22 protein-coding genes are annotated in these 20238 nt (G+C 35.0%); 7 read left to right on the forward strand and 15 right to left on the reverse strand.

All coding sequences use genetic code 11. The features are described from left to right. Positions 1–2: 2 nt before the first annotated feature. Positions 3–1190, forward strand: coding sequence for an ABC transporter permease (locus AAIE21_RS16080; protein ID WP_343267694.1), 1188 nt, complete (start codon positions 3–5; stop codon positions 1188–1190). Between the two features lie 34 nt (positions 1191–1224). Here AAIE21_RS16080 and AAIE21_RS16085 read toward each other — a convergent pair whose 3' ends face one another. Continuing rightward, positions 1225–1491: a YcxB family protein gene (locus AAIE21_RS16085; RefSeq protein WP_343267695.1), complete on the reverse strand. Its 267-nt coding sequence runs from the start codon at positions 1489–1491 to the stop codon at positions 1225–1227. A gap of 337 nt (positions 1492–1828) precedes the next feature. Continuing rightward, positions 1829–2917 carry a DUF871 domain-containing protein gene (locus tag AAIE21_RS16090; protein WP_343267696.1) on the reverse strand — a complete coding sequence of 363 codons (1089 nt, stop codon included), beginning with the start codon at positions 2915–2917 and terminating at the stop codon, positions 1829–1831. Between the two features lie 319 nt (positions 2918–3236). Between AAIE21_RS16090 and AAIE21_RS16095 the strand changes: the two genes are divergently transcribed. Further along, a complete protein-coding gene (locus tag AAIE21_RS16095) occupies positions 3237–4439 on the forward strand; it encodes an MFS transporter (RefSeq protein WP_343267697.1) in 1203 nt (400 codons plus the stop codon). Between the two features lie 390 nt (positions 4440–4829). Further along, positions 4830–6485, forward strand: coding sequence for a Na/Pi cotransporter family protein (locus tag AAIE21_RS16100; RefSeq protein ID WP_343267698.1), 1656 nt, complete (start codon positions 4830–4832; stop codon positions 6483–6485). 151 nt (positions 6486–6636) lie between these two features. On the opposite strand, the gene AAIE21_RS16105 is transcribed toward AAIE21_RS16100, so the two are convergent. Beyond that, positions 6637–6789: a hypothetical protein gene (locus AAIE21_RS16105; RefSeq protein WP_343267699.1), complete on the reverse strand. Its 153-nt coding sequence runs from the start codon at positions 6787–6789 to the stop codon at positions 6637–6639. A 243-nt stretch (positions 6790–7032) separates the two neighbouring features. Between AAIE21_RS16105 and AAIE21_RS16110 the strand changes: the two genes are divergently transcribed. Beyond that, positions 7033–7506, forward strand: a complete 474-nt coding sequence (locus AAIE21_RS16110; RefSeq protein WP_343267700.1) for an 8-oxo-dGTP diphosphatase — start codon at positions 7033–7035, stop codon at positions 7504–7506. A 78-nt stretch (positions 7507–7584) separates the two neighbouring features. Here AAIE21_RS16110 and AAIE21_RS16115 read toward each other — a convergent pair whose 3' ends face one another. Together AAIE21_RS16115 and AAIE21_RS16120 are read right to left on the reverse strand one after the other, a co-directional pair. Continuing rightward, positions 7585–8010, reverse strand: coding sequence for a GNAT family N-acetyltransferase (locus tag AAIE21_RS16115; RefSeq protein ID WP_343267701.1), 426 nt, complete (start codon positions 8008–8010; stop codon positions 7585–7587). A gap of 348 nt (positions 8011–8358) precedes the next feature. After that, positions 8359–9357 carry a YhdH/YhfP family quinone oxidoreductase gene (locus tag AAIE21_RS16120; RefSeq protein WP_343267702.1) on the reverse strand — a complete coding sequence of 333 codons (999 nt, stop codon included), beginning with the start codon at positions 9355–9357 and terminating at the stop codon, positions 8359–8361. A 341-nt stretch (positions 9358–9698) separates the two neighbouring features. On the opposite strand from AAIE21_RS16120, the gene AAIE21_RS16125 reads away from it, so the two are divergent. Both AAIE21_RS16125 and AAIE21_RS16130 read left to right on the forward strand, forming a co-directional pair. Then, the gene (locus AAIE21_RS16125) at positions 9699–11054 is read left to right on the forward strand and encodes an LCP family protein (RefSeq protein ID WP_343267703.1); all 1356 of its coding nucleotides are present in this window, start codon (positions 9699–9701) and stop codon (positions 11052–11054) included. 164 nt (positions 11055–11218) lie between these two features. Beyond that, entirely contained in the window at positions 11219–11659 is a 441-nt protein-coding gene (locus tag AAIE21_RS16130; protein WP_343267704.1) for a hypothetical protein, read from the forward strand. Positions 11660–11860: 201 nt separating this feature from the next. Here the strand turns inward: AAIE21_RS16130 and AAIE21_RS16135 are convergent, their stop codons facing one another. From AAIE21_RS16135 to AAIE21_RS16175, 9 genes are all read right to left on the reverse strand, one after another. Beyond that, the gene (locus AAIE21_RS16135; protein WP_343267705.1) at positions 11861–12640 is read right to left on the reverse strand and encodes a sulfite exporter TauE/SafE family protein; all 780 of its coding nucleotides are present in this window, start codon (positions 12638–12640) and stop codon (positions 11861–11863) included. A gap of 45 nt (positions 12641–12685) precedes the next feature. Beyond that, positions 12686–13165, reverse strand: coding sequence for a DsrE/DsrF/DrsH-like family protein (locus AAIE21_RS16140; RefSeq protein WP_343267706.1), 480 nt, complete (start codon positions 13163–13165; stop codon positions 12686–12688). A gap of 82 nt (positions 13166–13247) precedes the next feature. Further along, positions 13248–13544, reverse strand: a complete 297-nt coding sequence (locus tag AAIE21_RS16145) for a rhodanese-like domain-containing protein (RefSeq protein ID WP_343267707.1) — start codon at positions 13542–13544, stop codon at positions 13248–13250. Between the two features lie 14 nt (positions 13545–13558). After that, a complete protein-coding gene (locus tag AAIE21_RS16150) occupies positions 13559–13927 on the reverse strand; it encodes a rhodanese-like domain-containing protein (RefSeq protein ID WP_343267708.1) in 369 nt (122 codons plus the stop codon). Positions 13928–13987: 60 nt separating this feature from the next. Beyond that, entirely contained in the window at positions 13988–14215 is a 228-nt protein-coding gene (locus tag AAIE21_RS16155) for a sulfurtransferase TusA family protein (RefSeq protein WP_343267709.1), read from the reverse strand. A 33-nt stretch (positions 14216–14248) separates the two neighbouring features. Continuing rightward, positions 14249–15379, reverse strand: a complete 1131-nt coding sequence (locus AAIE21_RS16160) for an MBL fold metallo-hydrolase (RefSeq protein WP_343267710.1) — start codon at positions 15377–15379, stop codon at positions 14249–14251. A 166-nt stretch (positions 15380–15545) separates the two neighbouring features. Continuing rightward, a complete protein-coding gene (locus tag AAIE21_RS16165) occupies positions 15546–15809 on the reverse strand; it encodes a metal-sensitive transcriptional regulator (RefSeq protein ID WP_343267711.1) in 264 nt (87 codons plus the stop codon). A gap of 359 nt (positions 15810–16168) precedes the next feature. Next, positions 16169–17587: a stage V sporulation protein SpoVR gene (gene spoVR, locus AAIE21_RS16170; protein ID WP_343267712.1), complete on the reverse strand. Its 1419-nt coding sequence runs from the start codon at positions 17585–17587 to the stop codon at positions 16169–16171. 233 nt (positions 17588–17820) lie between these two features. Further along, the gene (locus AAIE21_RS16175; RefSeq protein ID WP_343267713.1) at positions 17821–18381 is read right to left on the reverse strand and encodes a nitroreductase family protein; all 561 of its coding nucleotides are present in this window, start codon (positions 18379–18381) and stop codon (positions 17821–17823) included. Between the two features lie 245 nt (positions 18382–18626). On the opposite strand from AAIE21_RS16175, the gene AAIE21_RS16180 reads away from it, so the two are divergent. After that, entirely contained in the window at positions 18627–19223 is a 597-nt protein-coding gene (locus tag AAIE21_RS16180; RefSeq protein ID WP_343267714.1) for a hypothetical protein, read from the forward strand. 38 nt (positions 19224–19261) lie between these two features. On the opposite strand, the gene AAIE21_RS16185 is transcribed toward AAIE21_RS16180, so the two are convergent. Next, on the reverse strand, positions 19262–20191 hold the full coding sequence (locus AAIE21_RS16185; protein WP_343267715.1) for a proline racemase family protein: 930 nt from the start codon (positions 20189–20191) through the stop codon (positions 19262–19264). Positions 20192–20238 lie beyond the last annotated feature (47 nt).

The following is a 20238-nucleotide window of genomic DNA, read 5'->3' on the forward strand; positions in this document are numbered from 1 at the left end:
TTTTGAACACAAGTGAAAATATACGCATGGCCCTTTCCTCTATCTTTGCTCATAAAATGCGTTCTGTTTTAACGATGCTAGGGATTATTATTGGGGTTAGTGCGATTATTACAATCATCTCTATTGGAGACGGAACGAATGCCAAGTTCCGTGAACAAATCGGGAAAGAAAAGAAAGATCAATTTACAGTAAACTATACAACAGAAGATTATGCTGATATGGACGGCAAAATATCTTCAAGCATGTATGACAACGTCTCAAAAATCTCTGGTGTTCAAGATGTGTATCCAGATGTGAGAGGCAAAGAAAAAGTGTATGCAGGAAAAAAAGAATTGGATATTGACATAACTGGTGTAAAAGGCGATTACTTTGAAGATACATCTCGCTTCAAACTTGAGCACGGTAGGTTGTTCACTGCCACTGATTTAGATAAACCTCAGCATACAATCGTGTTACACAAAGATGCATTTGATAAATTATTCTCTTCATGGGAACCAAACTTATATATTGATATAAAGGGTACTCCCTATAAAGTAATGGGTGTATATTCTACTAAATCAACAGCAATGATGGGTGGCATGGAATTTAAAGAAGGTGCTATCTCCGCAGAAAACTGGCCTGTTTTATTCGGTAAAAACAACTATGATGGTATTACAGTCAAACTTGCTCCAGGTCAAGATAAGCAAACTGTGCAAGATGCAGTTGTAAAATCATTAAATGATGGAAAAAAACCAGAACATACAGGGAAATTCGAAGTACCAGACCCACAAGAAATGTTAAAAGAAGTTGATAGCTTTACAGGTATACTAAAAAGCGTATTCGGTGGGATTGCAGCAATTTCCCTTTTAGTTGGTGGTATCGGTGTTATGAATATCATGCTCGTTTCTGTAACAGAGCGTACGCGTGAAATTGGTATTCGTAAAGCACTTGGTGCAACGCGCGGGAAAGTATTAATGCAATTCCTAATTGAATCTTGTATTTTAACAGCATTAGGCGGATTCATCGGGTTTATGCTCGGTATCTTCTTCGCTTGGATTGTCGCAATCTTTGCGGGATGGCCACTTGTTGTTTCTGTAAAATTAGGTTTAATCTCAGTAGCATTATCTATGTTAATCGGTATTCTATTCGGGTTACTACCAGCTAACAAAGCTGCGAAACTGGATCCAATTGAATGCTTACGATATGAATAATAGGAAAAGGTTGCCCATTATAAGGCAACCTTTTTTATATTATTGAAGATACCATACCGGCTTGCAATTTTTTTATAAACTCACTCTTACTATTCTCGCGGGCAAAGGCAGTTTTAGGAACAATATTTGCACTCATCGAGCTCACATAAATAAAAATGTATGCCTCATTTTCTTCTACCTTCTCGATCCCTTTCCATTTCCGCTTTGTCTCTCCACCACTATTTGTTTCAATAATTCCCTCATCTGTTATTTGTACCTTGTGCTTACCTAGTAAATTGCTATAACTTCCTTCCCGAAGCATCTTCTCAAGGTTCCTTTTAATATGATTATAGAAATATTTAGGATAGAATAAGATCCATATAACACCTGCCAATAAAAAAATAACAGGTAACCCCGTATATACCTGCCCCGGCGGTCCTATCAAAAAAACACTAAGTGGAACAGCAAAAAAAAATAATAGCTACAATATAACGTTGAAGAAATAAAGAACGCTTTACTGTTTTAGAATGCTTTGCATAATGCAGATTAAATGCTATAAAATCTTGTTCCGTTAACATATATTCTACTTACATTCCTCTAGATTTTTCTCGACAAAAAAGCCATCATGTATACATGATGGCTTCATACATATCAACCTATTATTTCTTTAATACAAACTCAAATTTATCCCAAGCTTGTAAATAATCCAATAAGAAAATTTCTTCTTCTACAACACGGCCAACTACATTTGTTTTTCCAGTGTTAACCATATCTTTTAAAGCGATTTGTAATTCTCCTTTATATTGACCATATTGTTCGTTATCAATAAGAAGGTCACCGCGTTTAATCGGTCTTGTATGATGAGGTTTAAACTCTTCTTTTTTATATTTCACACGACTTTGTGTTGAACGGATCATATATTCAGACACATCTCCACGATAAAAATGTGGTTCTTCTAAGACAATTTTTCTTTCTAACTCTGTCGTTGTTTCATAAATTTCTACATCAAACGTTTGCTTTTCTTTATTTACTTCTCCAAGCGCTTTTAATTCTTCTTCTGATGCATATGCATTCGCAATGATTACATCATCAATTAATTCTGTTGCAAATAAATGTTTCGCTTGCGTTGTCATTGGCAACTCACGATGTTGTTCAATCGTACATAGTCCTTCCGTTACCGGCCATGGACCATATGTTGCATCAAATGATGTAATAAAAGCAGCCGTTCTCATGCCGTAATCTTTAAATTGTTTTGAGCATTTTATAAAATGATCATAAGAAAGACCAGAATAACGATGTGGATAAAAATTATGACAACCAATTAAGTTTTCACGGTTCGGACGATGGCTCATAATATTATCAACGTATTTCGTACCATTACTCATATTAATCTCAATTTTCAATCCATATGGGTTATACGTCATAATAGACTCTTCTAATCCTGAGAAACCAACATCTAAACGAATACCATATGCACCTAATTCGTGGAAAAATGAAAGGTCGTTATAAGAAATACCTAGCTGTTCAAAAACGGCTGGACTAATATCAACAAGTACTTGGAAACCTAATTCATTCGCATGCGAAATCGTTTCCTTAAACTCTTTAACAATTTTCTCTTTTTCTCCATCCACTGATAATAAACATGTAAATACACGTGTAAAACCATATTGATGTGCTAATGTTAAATATTCCTTATCTTTCTCTACTGTCGAATGCTCCGGATAAATAGAAATACCTAATCGTCTCATGCGTATGCGCCTCTTTCTTCATCATTTTGTAAACCTTTTCAAACATATGTAGTGAAATAGCTGAAATCCCCTTCTATTTCAACTACACTTTTTGAATCCGCTTTCTTATTAGAGAAAAATAACCTCTATCATTCATAACAACTAGCAGACTATACATCTATACTTTACCTTTTTTGAGAGCATTTGTGTAGCATTTACACAAATTTGTAAATTTTTCACCTAAAAATTGTTACATCATTTCAGTTCACCTTTCTTGACTGTTACATTGACCACTACATATACTCGAAAGAACAGAGAAAAATATTTAGGGGATGAATATATGGGAGAAGCAGCACTCGTAAAACGAGAACCGTTATGGACAAAAGAATTTATTGCGCTCATTTTTGCAAACTTATGTATGTTTTTGGGATTTCAAATGTTAATTCCAACCTTACCTGTTTACGTGAAAGAAATTGGCGGCACGAGCTCAAACATTGGATTTGTTGTTGGAATGTTTACAGTAGCAGCTTTAATTATTCGGCCGCTCACTGGGAATGCACTACAAAAATTTAGTAAAAAACTCATTTTAATGACTGGAACTGCTATTTGCCTACTTGCCATGGGCAGCTACCTATTTGCCTCTACTATCTTCCTTCTTCTTGCTGTTCGGATTTTACACGGAGCTGGTTTTGGGATTACAACCACAACATATGGGACTGTAGTCTCCTACTTAATTCCTGCAGCCCGCCGTGGTGAAGGTATGGGGTATTTCGGTCTCTCTGGAACGATCGCTATGGCACTTGGTCCTCTTATCGGACTGTGGCTCATGCAAACATATAACTTCACGATTCTTTTTTTATGTGCGTTATCTTGCACAGTAGTTTCATTAATATTAACAAAACTACTCAAAATTCAAGCAACTGAACAACCGATTCATCAAGCACATGAATCCTTTTTAGATGGATTTATCGAAAAGAAAGCTTTACTTCCTTCATTATTAATATTATGTATTACATTAATGTACGGGGGGATCGGTAGCTTTATCACGTTATTTGCTACGCAAGTTGGTATCGCTGATATTAGCCTTTTCTTCTTATTTAATGCCCTTGCCATCGCAGTAACACGCCCCTTCTCCGGAAGACTATACGATGTAAAAGGCCATGCATTTGTTATTATTCCTGGTGTTATCTTAACATTTGCAGGCATTATCCTGTTATCGTATACAACAACAATACCAAGTTTAATTATTGCAGCAAGCTGTTATGGAAGTGGATTCGGCGCTATTCAGCCGGCCTTACAAGCATGGATGATTGACCGTGTAGCTCCGCATCGCCGCGGCGTTGCTACTGCAACATTCTTTTCGGCATTTGACCTTGGCATTGGAGCAGGTGCAATTATCTTCGGATTCATCGCACACTTTACAGACTATGCAACTGTATATCGTTATTCCTCTGTGTTACTTATCGCGTTTCTTTGTATTTACATTACAAATGTACGAAAGCAAAAACAACTGGATAAAAAACGAGAAAAAGCTGCTGGATAATAATCAGTAGCTTTTTCTCATTTTCAATTCATTTCACATCAAATATAAAAAAACAAACCTTAGATTCCATTGCATATTTTCTATTCTTATTCAAATGATATAAAATGAGGATTTCTTCTCCACCTGTCTTCTTTGCTTTTATGCAATTTTGAGGCGGACATATTATTGCACACAAATAGCAAGATAAACAGGACTCTATTCCCTGTTTATCCTTTACATTAAATACCTAAATAATTCATTAAAACCAATTAAATCCAAGTATCTCTTTAAATAAATGTAAACTTTTTATCACTTTGTAAATTTAGTGTAAATTTTATCAGCAAACCGTTTACAGTACCTCAAATTTTAGTTAATAATTACACCGTACATGAAATTTAAGGAGTGAAATGCGTGGAATTTAATGTTCAAGACATGATCTTCCAGTTTATTGGTGGATTAGGTATTTTCTTATTCGGGATTAAGTACATGGGAGACGGACTGCAACAAGCAGCTGGTGATCGCCTACGCGACATTCTCGATCGCTTTACAACTAACCCACTCATGGGCGTACTAGCAGGTATGTTAGTTACCGTACTGATTCAATCTAGCTCAGGAACAACCGCTTTAACAGTTGGACTTGTAAGTGCTGGATTTATGACACTAAGACAAGCAATTGGTGTGATTATGGGTGCTAACATTGGTACAACCGTTACAGCATTTATTATCGGAATTAAAATTGGAGAATATGCTCTTCCAATTATGGCAGTTGGAGCAATCTTGCTATTCTTCTTTAAAAATAAAAAAGTACAATCTCTCGGACAAATCGTATTTGGATTTGGTATGTTATTCTTCGGTTTAGAATTAATGAGCACAGGAATGAAACCACTACGCTCTTTAGAATCATTCCAAGAGTTAACGATTAGTATGAGTAATAGTCCCATTCTAGGAGTTATTGTAGGTACAGTATTTACATTAATTGTACAAAGTTCTAGTGCAACAATTGGAATCTTACAAGAATTATTCGGCCAAGGTGCAATCGATTTAAAAGCTGCTCTACCTGTACTATTTGGTGATAATATCGGAACAACAATTACAGCTGTATTAGCAGCAATTGGTACTTCTATTGCGGCAAGACGTGCAGCATTAGTACACGTTATCTTTAACATCGTTGGTACGATCATCTTCACAATTTTATTAGTACCATTTACAAGTTTGATTCAATATTTCCAAACGTCATTCAACTTAAATCCAGAAATGACAATTGCTTTTGCTCACGGAACATTCAACGTAACGAATGCAATTATTCAGTTCCCATTCATTGCAGTTCTAGCATGGATTGTAACAAAAATTATTCGCGGAGAAGATGCTGCTATTGACTTTAAACCGCAGCACTTAAATCCAATCTTTATTGAACAATCTCCTGCCATTGCTTTAACAGAGGCACAAAAAGAGATTATTCGTATGGCAGAGTTCTCATTACATGGACTAAAAGAAGCAACTCAATTTTTAAATACAAAAGAAAAGAAACATGCTGATATGGCAGCTCAATTAGAAAGTGCTATTAACAATTTAGATAGAAAAATTACTGATTACTTAGTGTTACTTTCTGAAAAACCACTTTCACCAATGGATTCAGAAAAACATTCTGTTTTAGCATCTGTTGTCGGAGATATCGAACGTGTTGGAGACCATGTAGAAAACGTTGTAGAGCTTGTGGACACCCAAATATCTAATCGCGTTACACTATCAGATGAAGCAATGGCGGAACTAAATGAAATGCTTGAACTAACAACTTCAACATTGCAAGATGCAATTAATGCTTTAACAAACTTTGATACTGAACTTGCACAAACAGTTATTACAAAAGAACGTAAAATTGATCAAATGGAACGTGTATTGCGTAAACGCCACGTACTACGTCTAAATGAACGTAGTTGCTCAGGTGATGCAAGTATCATTTATGTTGATATGGTAAGTAACTTAGAGCGTATCGGTGACCATGCTGTAAATATTGCAGATGGAGTTTTAGGAGAACAAGGAAAATTCGCGTTAAAACAAACACTATAATATAGAAAAAGACGATCTTGATAAGATCGTCTTTTTCTATTCATACAAATTTCAAGTGACAGAGAACCTTTGCCAAGTGAAACAAAAAGAAAAAACAAGTGCATAATAGCAGCGACTTATATATCTGCAAATCAAAATGAATGTATAGTACCTAATCTTGTAGTACATTTTTCATTGGATCTTCTGTACCTTGCGTTGGATGAGGATATACTTCAATCAAATTCGAAAAGTTTATGATATGCTGGCGAACTACATTTGTAAATTCATCTTTCAACTTTGGTTTATCTTCTAACTCTGGTAGCATTTCTCCTATCATTCGATAATAATGATTTTTTTCACGAGAATTTCCGATAAATGTCCACTCAGGTTCTAACGATTCTATACCACCTTGTCCATCAAGTTAATATTTTGAAGTATCCTAAAAACGAAGATTTAGGATATGAGAGAACGGCATTTCTCTTTCTTATTCTACTAACATGGTAGAATAAGAAAATACAATTCTTAAAAATCATGGTAGAATTTAGATGAAAAATGAGGGGGAAACCAAATGAATAATGGCGTAAATTATAAAATTTGGACGGTATGTATGATTCAAAATGAGGACAAGGTTTTACTTCTCGACAGACAACATGACGATTTCAAAGGATTCATTCCCCCTGGAGGAAAAGTAGAATTTCCGGAAAGTATAGTTAATGGGGCCATTAGAGAAGTTAAAGAAGAAACTGGTCTTGAAGTTAGCAACCTTGTTTATAAAGGGCTTTATGAATATGTTAATCCAATCGCCAAAGATCGATATATGATATTTAACTATCTTACAAAGGACTTTAAAGGGGATTTGCTTCAAGACTCGCCAGAAGGAAAAGCTGTTTGGGTGAATATCAATGAAGCTTACAATCTTCCTATGCAAAAGTCCATTCGTAGAAGATTTCCTTTGTTTTTTGAAGAAGGAACATTCGAAATTCAAGTGGAATGGGATCATGAAAAAAATCAAGAGGGACTAGTTACCATAAAGAGAACATAGGGGAATCTCCTATCGCTATCAAGCTAACAAACTTATATTATTTTGATAGCGATAGGGCGGGAACCCGATATAAATTTTTTAATCATATTTCGTTATTACAGTAAACATTCCTGTCATACTAGGTGAGTAATCCTTAAAATCATATTTTTCATAAAATTTTTCTTTTCCCTCTGATGCAAATAATCCTACAAACGCCTTATTTGGTGCGTTTTCTTTTAGATACTCTACTAACGCTTTCATAATTTTTTTGCCAATACCCATTCCTTGATAATCTGGATGCACTACCACATCTTGAATGTAAAAGTAAATAGCACCATCCCCAACAATTCTTCCCATTCCTATGGCCTTACTCTCTTCCTTAACTGTAACCGCAAAAACAGAGTTTTTTAATGATATTTCGGCAACATCAAAGTTCATATAATCTTCCCAACCCACAACTGAACATAAATATTTATATTCTTCTAATGTTGGTGCATAATTTGAGATTGTATATTGTCTTTCCATAAATCCTTCCCCTATCTCTATATAATTTCAAATTAGCATTTTTGTACTTCTTTTTCTTCCGAATGTTCAAATTTAATTATATATCATATTCATGTAAAAGTTAGCATAATCCCTCATTGAAGTAGAAGGAACATCTATGCTAGGAAACGTAAAAAAATAAAAAAAGGATGAGCTTATAGGGGGATCACCCAAAAAAAATTATCTTTTTTTTTCATTTCCAGTACCTTTCAAATAACTTCAGACAACAATACATACTTTAATAAATTAATTTTATAATATATACACTTTCAACAAAAAAAACATGATAAAGAAATAAACTATTTCTCTACCATGCCCCACATTTAAATACTATAATAATGTCACGATCGTTCTTCCTTTTAATTCTCCTTGCAATATACGTTCAAATTTATCATTTAATTCTTCTAATGTGCATTCTGTCGTATAAGATAATAAGTTTAGATTCTTCCACTCATCCCCTAACATTGACCAAATCTGCTTCCTTACTGTCATTGGGCATTGTACAGAATCTATTCCTAACAGATTAATACCACGCAGAATAAATGGATATACAGAAGCTTTAAATTCATGTCCCGCAACGTTACCACACGTCGTTACACTGCCCCCGTATTGCACAATTTTTAAGGCCGTCGCTAATGTATTTCCACCAACTGTGTCAATTACACCCGCATATATTCCTTTTAATATCGGTTTTCCCGATTCGTCATTCATTTCATCGCGGTGAATAATCTCTTTCGCTCCTAAATGAAGCAACATTTCTTTCTCTTCTACTTTTCCAGTTGCAGCTACAACCTCATATCCTAACTTTGCTAAAATATTAACTGCAACACTTCCAACTCCACCTGTTGCTCCTGTCACAAGAATGTTCCCCATGTCAGGTGTAACTCCTGATAGCATTAACTTATGTACAGACAAAGCTGCTGTAAAACCTGCTGTTCCATACATCATACTCTCTTTCAAAGAAAGTCCTTCTGGTAATGAAATAACCCATGATGCAGGGACGCGAATATATTGACCAAATCCACCAGAGGTATTCATGCCTAAATCATATCCGGTTACAATTACTTGATCCCCTTTCTTAAAAGAAGGATCTTGACTACTGATCACCTCTCCCGCTGCATCGATTCCAGGAGTATGTGGATAGTTTCTTGTCACGCCTCTATTCCCAGTAGCTGAAAGGGCATCTTTATAATTTAGCGAAGAATAATGAACACGTATTAATACTTCTCCTTGAGGCAAATCTGTTATATCCCTCTCAACCAAAGTTCTTTCAAATTGATTTTCTTCTTTTTCATTTATAAGAATTGCTCGAAATGATGTATGATTCATTATGTCTATCTCCTTTACTCCTAACAAAAAGTCTTTCTACTTCATTATATTAGACTTATAGAAAGTAATATAATCTTCCTCTTGAACATATTTCAACAAATCTTACTTCTTTATTATGTTCTCATAATATGTATTCCTATTTCCAATACGACAAATTACACTCATTCTATTGCTCACACTCCTAAAATTCTCCCTATAAAAGGTCAGAAAATCTGACTTTTCGTAAAATAAATTGAATTTTGGCGAAATGTAAATGATTTGTAATGTTCTTTTTCGCCAAATTTCATTATAATTAGGTGATATGAGTGTCGTATTTCAATCCAAATGAAGGAGTATATGAAATGGATCAAAACCCATCCTTGCAAGAAAATACACGAAATACTAATAAAAAAGGAAAGAAAAAAACAAAAGTTATCATAAGTGTCCTTTTATTATTTTTAATAATAGGAGGCGGGTATACTTGGTTTCTAGTAAATAAAGCATCCTCTGCTGTTCGAAATGCCGCTCACGATTTAGCACGCGGTGATAAATCAAATTTACGTGATAAAGCTGTTAAACCTATTACCAATAATGTATCTATATTAATAATGGGCGTTGATGAAAGCGATGTACGTGGTAAAGAATACGGTGGTGCTATAAGAACAGATGCAATGTTACTTGCAACGTTTAATAAAGATAGTAAAACTGTAAAACTTTTAAGCATTCCGCGAGACACATATACTTATATCCCAATAGAAAAGAAAATGGATAAAATTACACATGCACATGCATATGGTTCTGCTAAAAATGGAAAAGATGGTGGACCGCAAGCTAGTATTGATGCGGTAGAAAAATTACTCCATGTTCCTGTTGATTACTTTGTAAAATTCAACTTTAAATCATTTATGAAAATTGTAGATGATTTAGGTGGCATTGAAGTAGATGTTCCTGTTGAATTTACTGAACAAGATAGCAATGATAATGCAGAAGCAATCCACTTGAAAAAAGGTGTTCAAAAATTAAACGGTGAAGAAGCTCTTGCTCTTGCTAGAACACGCCACATTGATAGTGATGCAATGCGCGGTCAACGTCAACAAATTGTTATCGAGGCCATTTTGAAAAAAGTAACAAGCGTTGACTCTGTAACAAAAGTAGGAAGTATTATTGATGATATTAATGGACAATTTGTTACAAACCTAACATTTGACGATATGTTATCATTCTATAAATACGGTTCAGATTCTTCAATTGAAAAATTACAAATCAATGGTTCAGACTGTTACATGGCAAAAGGTGATGATACATGTAGTCGTTCTGCTGGTGATGGAAGAACATATTACTACCAACCAGATGAAAAAGACCTAACAAATCTAACAAATCAACTGCGTACTCATCTAGGACTACCTGAGTATAAGAAAGTTGATTCTAGTGATAAAGAAGACAAAAAGAAAACGAAAGATACAACTAACAATTCTACTAACAAAAAAAATAACAGTAATGATGAAAACACAGATATAGAAACTACATCGGATGAAAAAGCCAAAGATACAAACAACAATTCTACTAACAAAAAAAATAACAGTAATGATGAAAACACAGATATAGAAACTACATCGGATGAAAAAGCCAAAGATACAACTAACAATTCTACTAACAAAAAAAATAGCAGTAACGATGAAGACACAGATACAAAAACTACATCGAATGAGAATGAATAAGAAACCCAGCTCTATGGAGGTAGAGCTGGGTTTTTTTATTCATTCTAATCTGTGAATAACCTCTAAAAATATTAAAAATTCTAACTTTTCAACTATCAATTTCCATATCTTTAAATTATAATAAAGGGTAGATGTATATTCCAATTAACAGGGGGCAAAAACATATGAAAGCCGCAGTAAAACATAACGTTTCAGACTTTAAAGATTATCTAAAATCCAATGAAATACATATGGAAGAAAACATAGATGAAAATGATGGTTCTATATTTTTTTCAGTAAACTTAGAAACGGAGAGCGGCGCAAAAGTTCGTCTTATCGCTGCCTTTCATAACGAGCATCCTACTGTCGATATATATTGCTTCAATGTCGCTCAAGTTCATGATGCAACTAAGAAAAGCGAATTATTGCCTGTAATCAACGAGTTAAATACAGCTTATCGATTCGCAAAGTTCATAATTAGTAAAACTGATTCAATCGACATTTCAACGTCCCTTGTATTTACAGAACCATACTTTAACCCCGCTCTTGTATTTGAACATACGAGACTACTATATAAAGCAGCGAATGATGAATATGAAAATTTAATGAAAGTTATTTGGGCTTAATCCTTCTTTTTAGATGGGAGAGAGCATCCGCGGTCAGATCCTTTTCCTGCCCCATCCAAAGTTAAAACAAAAAGAGAAAATGAGTGTAAGACTCCTTTTATTTTCATGGCCGCAATTTATATCTCGAAAAATCAATAGGGATTTATATAGCAAACAAAAAGCCGCTGATTCCAGCGGCTTTACACATACTTCTAAATTAATTTACAACATCATATCCAACCAAATTTTAACACAGGTTAAACCAATTAAGATAGCTAATATCCACTGCAATACTTTTTGATTTAACCTCTTTCCTATACTTGCTCCAAGTGGTGACGCAAGTAAACTTGCAATCGCGATCATTACAGACGGCAATACTACCACTTGTCCTGTCGTTACTTTTCCAATCGTAATCCCGATAGATGAAATAAAAGTTATCGCTAATGAAGTTGCAATCGTCATATGTGTAGGGATTTTGAGAATGACAAGCATAATTGGCACTAGTAGAAATGCACCTCCTGCTCCAACCACCCCAGAAGAAGCACCGATAATAAATGCTAAAATACTTGCCACTCCTTTATTATACGTGAGTGTTTCTGCAAGAACATTACTGTGATTCTTTTTCGGAACAAACATCATAACAGCTGCCACTGTAGCTAAAATAGCATATACAATATTTATTTGCCCTTCCTCTAATACTTTTGAACCTAAACTACCAACAAAACTCCCGACTAAAATACTTGTTCCCATATATAACACTAATGTTTTATTTATATAACCACTTTTTCGGTAAACCCACACACCTGCAAATGTTGCGAAAAATACTTGAATAGCTGTAATACCACTTACTTCATGTGCCGTATACCCAGTAAACCCTAGCACCACCGGAATATATAAAATCATCGGATAATTAATAATGGCACCACCGATACCAACCATCCCTGAAATAAATGAACCAACAAATCCAATAAAAAAGATTACAATCATAAAACTGAAGCTCATCTTTCTTTTTCTCCCTTCTAAAAAGAAGGCGTTCTTTCATTACCTTTAAATAAATAAATTCACATTCCCATCAGAAGCATCTGCTAAATAAGCTGCTACACCAGCGAATTCAATATCTTCCATAAGCTCTTCTTCTTTTAACCCTAATAAATCAACTGTCATTTGACACGCTATAAGCTTCACACCTTGCTCTTTTGCCATATCGATTAAATCTGGAAGTGGCATTGCGTTATGCTTTTTCATAACATGCTTAATCATTTTAGAACCCATACCGGCAAAGTTCATTTTAGATAGGCCCATCTTATTCGCACCGCGGGGCATCATCTTTCCAAACATTTTCTCTAAGAAATTTTTCTTTACTTTTACATGCCCATCTTTCCTAAGTGCATTTAACCCCCAAAACGTATGAAAAATTGTTACTTCTTGATCATACGCCGCTGCACCATTCGCAATAATATAAGCTGCCATCGCTTTATCGTAATCTCCACTAAACAAAACGATCGTTGTTTTTTTCTTGTTCTCCATGTTGACTCCTCACCTTTATATACCTATATGGGTATTTTGAAAAATAGACAAAATCCTTTATTTATAAAAATCGTACACAGTATTATTCTGTTTTACCTTCCCAATCTAACATGCCACCAGTCATATTTATAACCCCAAAACCATTGCTTTCTAAAAATTGAGCAGCTCTTGAGCTTCTTCCACCAGAGCGACATATCATAATATATTCTTTGTTTTTATCTAATTCATGCATGCGAAATTCCAATAGACCAAGTGGAATATGAAGAGCTCCTGGAATTTTACCTTCCGCCACTTCTTCTACTTCACGAACATCAATCATATTTAATCTTTCATTGTTCATTAATTTATTTTCTAATTCTTTTGCTGTCATTTTTTTCATTTGAAAATTCCCCTTTAATTCCAAGCGTTCATCCCACCTGAGACATTTGTAATATGTTGAAACCCTAATTTCTTTAATATTTTTGTCGCTCGTTTACTTCTCATTCCACTTTGACAAATCACAATTACTTCTTTGCTTTTATCTAAATGACTCGCTTTTTGCACTAACTCATTTAAAGGGATATTCCGAAACCCTTGAATATGATTCCCTCGAAATTCACCGGGTGTACGAACATCAATCAATTGTTTATTTTGTTTATTCATCTCTGTCTTTAGTTCTTTCCCATTTATACTTTTAACTCCCTTAACCGGTAAAAAGCGAGAAATGATAAACCAAGCAACTAGTATAGTTAGAATGATATTGAATACTATATTTGCACTCATACATCATCTCCTCCAATCGTTCTTTATATAATCCGTTTCCATAGAGCACGCTTTTATTGTTTACGATTTTTTAATCCAGAACTTCAGTACATCGTTTTCTTCCGTATGCTGCAGTACTTCATGTCCACCTGTTTTTGACCAAGCTGGAATATCCTTTATCGCACCTTTATCTGTTAAATGAACCTCTAACACTTCTCCAGATTGTAAAGCTTCCATTGCTTTTTTTGTTCTTACAATCGGCATTGGACACGCTAATCCTTTTACATCTAATACTTGTTTTACATTCATATTCCATACCTCCAAAATATTTTTCTTTTATCATTAACCATGAACCGCACAGCGGTTTGGACCAATTTCCATCTCACGCTCTTCATCTACACTTGGATTGATATTCCCCATATTTATCTGGCGAACATCCTCATATGCGTTCGGCTGAGGTGGTAAGTTTTCTGTAACTGTTTTACGAAACTCTGACTCATCCTCAATGTTTAATCCTGCATTTCGTTTAAATAAATCTTTCAGTTTTGCACGAACTACACCGTGCTCATCTAACTCACTTACTTTCGAATAATGAGCTGGTAAAACAATCAACTCTTGAGATAATTTTTTATAACGATTATATAACGTGTTACGCAAATCACTTACCCAATCTTCCGCTTTTCCCGCAAGATCCGGACGACCAATAGAATCTACAAATAAAATGTCACCTGATAGAAGATAAGCTTCGTCTACAAGGAATGATGTACTTCCAATTGTATGGCCTGGCGAATAGATCGCTTGAATATCAATTTTTGTCTCTCCTACTGTAATTACCGTTCCTTCTATAAGCGGTTCATAAGAAAAAACAACTTCCTCAGCATCTTTTGGCGGTAACCAATACGCCCCTTTCACCTTCTCAGCTAACTTACGACCACCAGAAATATGATCAGCATGTAAATGCGTATCCATAACGTTTGTAATCACAGCACCTTTTTCTTTTGCAAATTCCTCATATATTTCAATTGTTCTCATAGGATCAATGACTGCAGCTTCACCGTTAGAAATAACCATATAGGACAAACACCCTTTTCCAAGACGGTTAAATTGATACATACTGCCACCATCTTTTAACTTCCCTATTTCAATCGGCTTTACATGTTCACTCCAAGTCTTCATACCACCAACTAAATAATAAACAGGTTTTAAACCGGCTTCTATAAGCTGCTCAGCAACAAACTTAGAAGAGCCTTCTTTCGCACATACAACAAGAATATCTTTTTTCTTTGGCAATTCTTCCAAAATGCTCTCTACGCCTTCTAATAAATCAAAGTATGGTTTGTTCATAGAAGAAATTTGCTTCCCTTCAATTCTCCACTCCATATAATCTGCTTCATTACGGACATCTAAAATAAATAATTCTTCAAATAAAACTTTTTCAGCAACATCTTTCGCTTGTAATCCTATAGTAGTCATTACCTTACCCCCTATGGTATATAAATAGTTAAAAAAATTAAAAACTAACTACCATACTCGAATTTTTCTTATTATTGAGCAGTTTACACTGCACCTCCTTATACATATACCCGCATAGGTATGTTAAGATGTTTTTAAAAATCTGTCAACGCATTCGTTTGACAGATTATCTACTTTTTACGAGTAGTTGTACAGCCTCTTTAATTAAATCTTCATTGGATGTATCACCTTTTGCAAATTGTTCTCGCAAACAGTTTTCCAAGTTTGTTCCTACAATCAATCCAATTGTGCGATCCATTGCAGAACGTGATGCCGTTAACTGGGTAATAACCTCTTTACAGTCCTTTTCTTCTTCAATCATTCGAAGGACACCGCGAATTTGTCCTTCAATTCGCTTCAGCCTATTTTTAATATCTTGATTGTATTCCAATGTATGATCACCTCGATACTTTAGATATATTTCATGTGAAAAATAATCTCTACTGCACATATTGTAGTAAAATTCTTATTTGAATTTACAACATCATCATATACCCTTTAGGGTATTTTGTAAAGCATCATTTTATACTTTTGGATTAACGGGTAGTAAGGTCGAAGATGGATAGAGAATAACTGCTTATAAAAGCCTAATTGGTGAGGGCTTTCCATAAACTCCGCGGGTATTTTCAGTTTAGTCTTTCCCCTCTTCATTTACTACATACCTGTATAAGTATATTACAATAAAAACTTTATACTCGTTCACACAGTTGAAACACACTCAATATAAAAAAGCCGCTGATCCCAGCGGCTTCACACATACTTCCGATGTACCATCTTTCCATCATAAGAAAAGACAACATTTTTATTCTCCACGACCGACTCCATATGAACCGTTCTTCCCCATAGCTGATGAATATACGGCAGTACTTTCTCTAAGTATTTTAAATCAAGCTCAATTCCTTCATAACAATGTTTAATATACAGTTCACCGTTCTTTAAATGGTCTCCATCTTCCACTACTAAATAGGGAAATCCGCCATTTGTACGCATATTTACAAGTTGATCACGAACATGTTCCCACTCTTTATCAATTACTTTATATTCTTTTCCTTGGCGCTGGAATAAGTACATATCTTCCCTCATCACAAGTTCTTTATTTAAGTAATTTCTAAGGAACGATACGTCCCATTCAATTTCCCGCACTTCAAAGATTTTTTCACGACCCGATCCCGGTTTTACACCGCGCATTTTCATTTCTTCCGTCGGATTATTATAGCGTTCTTCAATATCTTCAAAGACCTTGATACCAAGATAATATGGGTTAATGCTTGTTTTTGACGGCTGTACAACTCCTGCGTTTAACTTGGCAAATTCAATTGCTTCATCAGATGTTAAGTCCATTTCTCGAAGGATGCGCTGATGCCAGTACGAAGCCCAGCCTTCATTCATGATTTTCGTTTCTAGTTGCGGCCAGAAATATAACATTTCTTCTCGCATCATCGTTAAAATATCACGTTGCCACTCATCTAGCTCTCTACTATATTCTTCAATAAATAGAAGTAAATCTTTCTCTGGTTGCGGCGGGATTTTCTTTTTCTTCCGCATATTTGGTCGTTCTCGTTTTTTATTTCTATCATCTAAATTCCACAAATCATCATACTGTGAAACTCGTTTCTTTTCTACTTCTTCCTCTTCTAAGTCATTTATGCTCCAAGCTAGTTTCGGCCGCACAAGCGATGGATCAATGTGTTCTTGAATAGCCAAAACAGCATCTAAAAACGTTTCTACCTCTTCTTTTCCATATTTATGTTCATACGCTTTAATACGTTCTGCTGTCGCTGCCATGCTTTCAACCATATCACGCTTCGTATTTGAGAAGCGGATATTATTTTTAAAGAAATCGCAGTGTGCTAATACGTGTGCAACAATCAATTTATTTTGAATGAGTGCGTTTGTATCAAGTAAAAACGCATAACACGGATCAGAGTTGATGACAAGCTCATATATTTTACTGAGTCCCAAATCGTAATGCAGTTTCATTTTGAAGAACTGTTTCCCAAAACTCCAATGTGAAAATCGTGTTGGCATTCCATATGCACCAAACGTATAAATAATTTCGGCTGGGCATACTTCATAGCGCATCGGATAAAAATCCAGCCCAAATCCAGTTGCAATTTCAGTAATTTCGGCAATTGCATATTGTAGTGCTTTATCATCACTAGCTCTCATTATTTTCCCTCCTTACACTTTCCCTTAAGACAGTGTATGAGGGGAACCAAGCTTTCATGAGAAATGATGAAAAATAGATAGTCGGTTTTTCTTCATAGTTATATGGAAAATATTCATTTCACTAACACCACCGATACATATACTTCTTGCAATGCTTCTCTATTATAAAAAGCCACAAAAAAAGCCGAACACAAATTTCAAACCATTTGCATCCAGCTTCTCATCTTTATCTATTATCCTTCAATTACTTCCATCTTCTCCATAATCGGTGTACGCGTTTTTCCTTCTGGCTTCTTATCAAAATAGCCAATATGAAGGATCCCAACAATGCGTTGTCCTTTTGTTAACCCAAGTCCTTCTATAAATAAAGGATTATAATTCAGTCCGCCTGATTTCCACACACAACCTAGTCCGCGCTCCCAAGCTAGTAGTTGGAAGTTTTGCATAAATGCACACACTGCTGCGTAATCTTCATCACGTTGTATTTGACGCGGATCTTCATCCATATACACAACGATTTGAGCTGGTGTACTTAAAAAACGATCTGATAAAATTTTACCTCGTTTTGCTCTTTCTTCTTCTGTGAAGGAATTTAATACAGCATCTACTAACGTTTTACGGCCTTCTCCAATAAACAATTTACATTTCCATGGCTCACGATGCTGATGGTTTGGTGCCCACGTTGCATCATTTAATAATTCAATTAATAATTCTTTTTCTACTGCTTTATCTGTAAATGTACGAATGGAACGTCTTTCTTTAATGATATTTGCAATGGAAGTATATGTAGTCATATGTTTCTCTCCCTTATTTTCATCTATTATATGTATACGCTTATTATTGATATTGATTTTCAATTTCGATTATAACGCAGTTTTCTACCATTAATCAATGTTTTATGTTGTGAAACTAACAAAAAAACTTTTTTGTTATATTGCAGAAAAACTTGCAATGTTCATAAGTTCTTCACAACTTCTCCACAACTTAGGGACATCCTATGTGTAAAGTTTTCCATTTCATTTAATTAGGAGGAATCTATATGTACAAAAAAGTAATAGCAAGTATCTTAACAACAGGGCTTTTATGTGGAATAGCAGTCTTCCCTGCTTCTGCCGCTACACCAAAAGAAGTCGCGCTACATCACCATAAAATAATTTCAGAAGAACAAATCCAGTCATTAGAAAAACAAGGTTACAAAAAACATGAAATTTGGAAAGCTGCACACATTGCAAACATAAGTAAAAAAGATATCAATGACGTTTTATCGTACTATAAACAAAATAAATCTTGGAAAGAAACAGCGAAACATTTTGGCGTGGATCCAAAGAAAATGCATAAACATCATATGAGTAAAGAGATGAAAGCAGCATTACTACAAAAAATAGCTAAAATGCAAAAATCGACTCCAGAACAAATGAAGAAAACAATGGAAGATAACCATATTCACTTGCATCACCTCGCAGTTTTAACTATCATTGCACAAAAAAGTAATACACCGTTTAATGATGTATTACAAATGAAAAAAGATGGGATGCATGTCAAACAAATCGCCGAGAAATTAAATGTAAAGAAAGAAGATATAAGAGCTGAAATGATGAAGTTAATACAATCTGTCAAACAAAAAAAGACAAGCTAACATAAAGAAAAGGAAGAGACAGCAACTCTTCCTTTTCTTTATGAACCCACTATAATAAAACCATCCGCCAGCGGATCAGATGGATCTAATAAAAATTGATGCATTCCCGTAATAAAGACCCTTCCTGTAATTTGTACGGTCATGGCATTTTGTGTACATTTCATCAACTTTGCTTCATACGTTCCGCCAGTAATACTTTCATGCTGCAAAATCTCCCCTTCTTGTAACATACCTTCCTCTCTAAAAAGTGCGAAACACGCACATGTTGCTCTAACATATGGCGAACGGCTTACAATCCCATTCCTCTTCTGCAACATCGTTTTGAAGCGTTTTTCCTCAATCTGCGCCGCATCTATTAAAATGCTACTACATTCAGATGATAATGACGTTCTTGCCCTATGCGCCCAGTTCTTTAATTCTATTAAATCATCCATAGCTAGTTTGACACCAATATGCTTTGTATGACTGATTACGTAGTATTCATTTGCCCCAAATGAAACGACCGATTGAGAAGCATGATGTTGAAGTTCGTATTTACAATCTTTCTGTAATGAAACAGCGTGTATCTCTCCATCTTCTATACAGATTTTCACAGAAAATATCCCATCAATTGTTTCCACCGCTACTACATCATTTTTTATTTTCACATTTCCCATTTCCACCATAACAACAGTAGCTATCATCACAAACTCTTCTATACTAGAGGTAAATTCATTCGCATCCATAAACAACGCTGCAAAATCTGCTTTTTTTGAACAAGGTGGTACAATCATACAGCCGTTCATCGCTGCATGACCACGTGGCTCTTGCATAAGAATTCTTCGAAATGCTTGATAGTTTTCAACTAGTTCATTTTGTTTTTCCTGCAAAGTATTTCCCTGTAATAGAGGTACACCGTTCATAATGAGGCGTAGTGGCTCCCCAGCCATATGTGCATCAACTGTTGTAATTGCTTTTGCGAACTTCATTCAATCTCCCCCGTCTTCCATTTCTCCTGTTATTTAGCTAGTTTAAA

The organism is Paenibacillus sp. 102, assembly GCF_039549175.1.
Lineage (GTDB): Bacteria > Bacillota > Bacilli > Bacillales > Bacillaceae_G > Bacillus_A.

Coding starts and splice junctions, on each gene's coding strand:
- AAIE21_RS16085 (WP_343267695.1), bottom strand. CDS start 1,491: ATGCTTCGGGAAGGAAGTTATAGCAATTTACTAGGTAAGCACAAGGTA.
- AAIE21_RS16090 (WP_343267696.1), bottom strand. CDS start 2,917: ATGAGACGATTAGGTATTTCTATTTATCCGGAGCATTCGACAGTAGAG.
- AAIE21_RS16095 (WP_343267697.1), top strand. CDS start 3,237: ATGGGAGAAGCAGCACTCGTAAAACGAGAACCGTTATGGACAAAAGAA.
- AAIE21_RS16105 (WP_343267699.1), bottom strand. CDS start 6,789: ATGCTACCAGAGTTAGAAGATAAACCAAAGTTGAAAGATGAATTTACA.
- AAIE21_RS16110 (WP_343267700.1), top strand. CDS start 7,033: ATGAATAATGGCGTAAATTATAAAATTTGGACGGTATGTATGATTCAA.
- AAIE21_RS16115 (WP_343267701.1), bottom strand. CDS start 8,010: ATGGAAAGACAATATACAATCTCAAATTATGCACCAACATTAGAAGAA.
- AAIE21_RS16120 (WP_343267702.1), bottom strand. CDS start 9,357: ATGAATCATACATCATTTCGAGCAATTCTTATAAATGAAAAAGAAGAA.
- AAIE21_RS16125 (WP_343267703.1), top strand. CDS start 9,699: ATGGATCAAAACCCATCCTTGCAAGAAAATACACGAAATACTAATAAA.
- AAIE21_RS16130 (WP_343267704.1), top strand. CDS start 11,219: ATGAAAGCCGCAGTAAAACATAACGTTTCAGACTTTAAAGATTATCTA.
- AAIE21_RS16135 (WP_343267705.1), bottom strand. CDS start 12,640: ATGAGCTTCAGTTTTATGATTGTAATCTTTTTTATTGGATTTGTTGGT.
- AAIE21_RS16140 (WP_343267706.1), bottom strand. CDS start 13,165: ATGGAGAACAAGAAAAAAACAACGATCGTTTTGTTTAGTGGAGATTAC.
- AAIE21_RS16145 (WP_343267707.1), bottom strand. CDS start 13,544: ATGAAAAAAATGACAGCAAAAGAATTAGAAAATAAATTAATGAACAAT.
- AAIE21_RS16150 (WP_343267708.1), bottom strand. CDS start 13,927: ATGAGTGCAAATATAGTATTCAATATCATTCTAACTATACTAGTTGCT.
- AAIE21_RS16155 (WP_343267709.1), bottom strand. CDS start 14,215: ATGAATGTAAAACAAGTATTAGATGTAAAAGGATTAGCGTGTCCAATG.
- AAIE21_RS16160 (WP_343267710.1), bottom strand. CDS start 15,379: ATGACTACTATAGGATTACAAGCGAAAGATGTTGCTGAAAAAGTTTTA.
- spoVR (WP_343267712.1), bottom strand. CDS start 17,587: ATGAGAGCTAGTGATGATAAAGCACTACAATATGCAATTGCCGAAATT.
- AAIE21_RS16175 (WP_343267713.1), bottom strand. CDS start 18,381: ATGACTACATATACTTCCATTGCAAATATCATTAAAGAAAGACGTTCC.
- AAIE21_RS16180 (WP_343267714.1), top strand. CDS start 18,627: ATGTACAAAAAAGTAATAGCAAGTATCTTAACAACAGGGCTTTTATGT.
- AAIE21_RS16185 (WP_343267715.1), bottom strand. CDS start 20,191: ATGAAGTTCGCAAAAGCAATTACAACAGTTGATGCACATATGGCTGGG.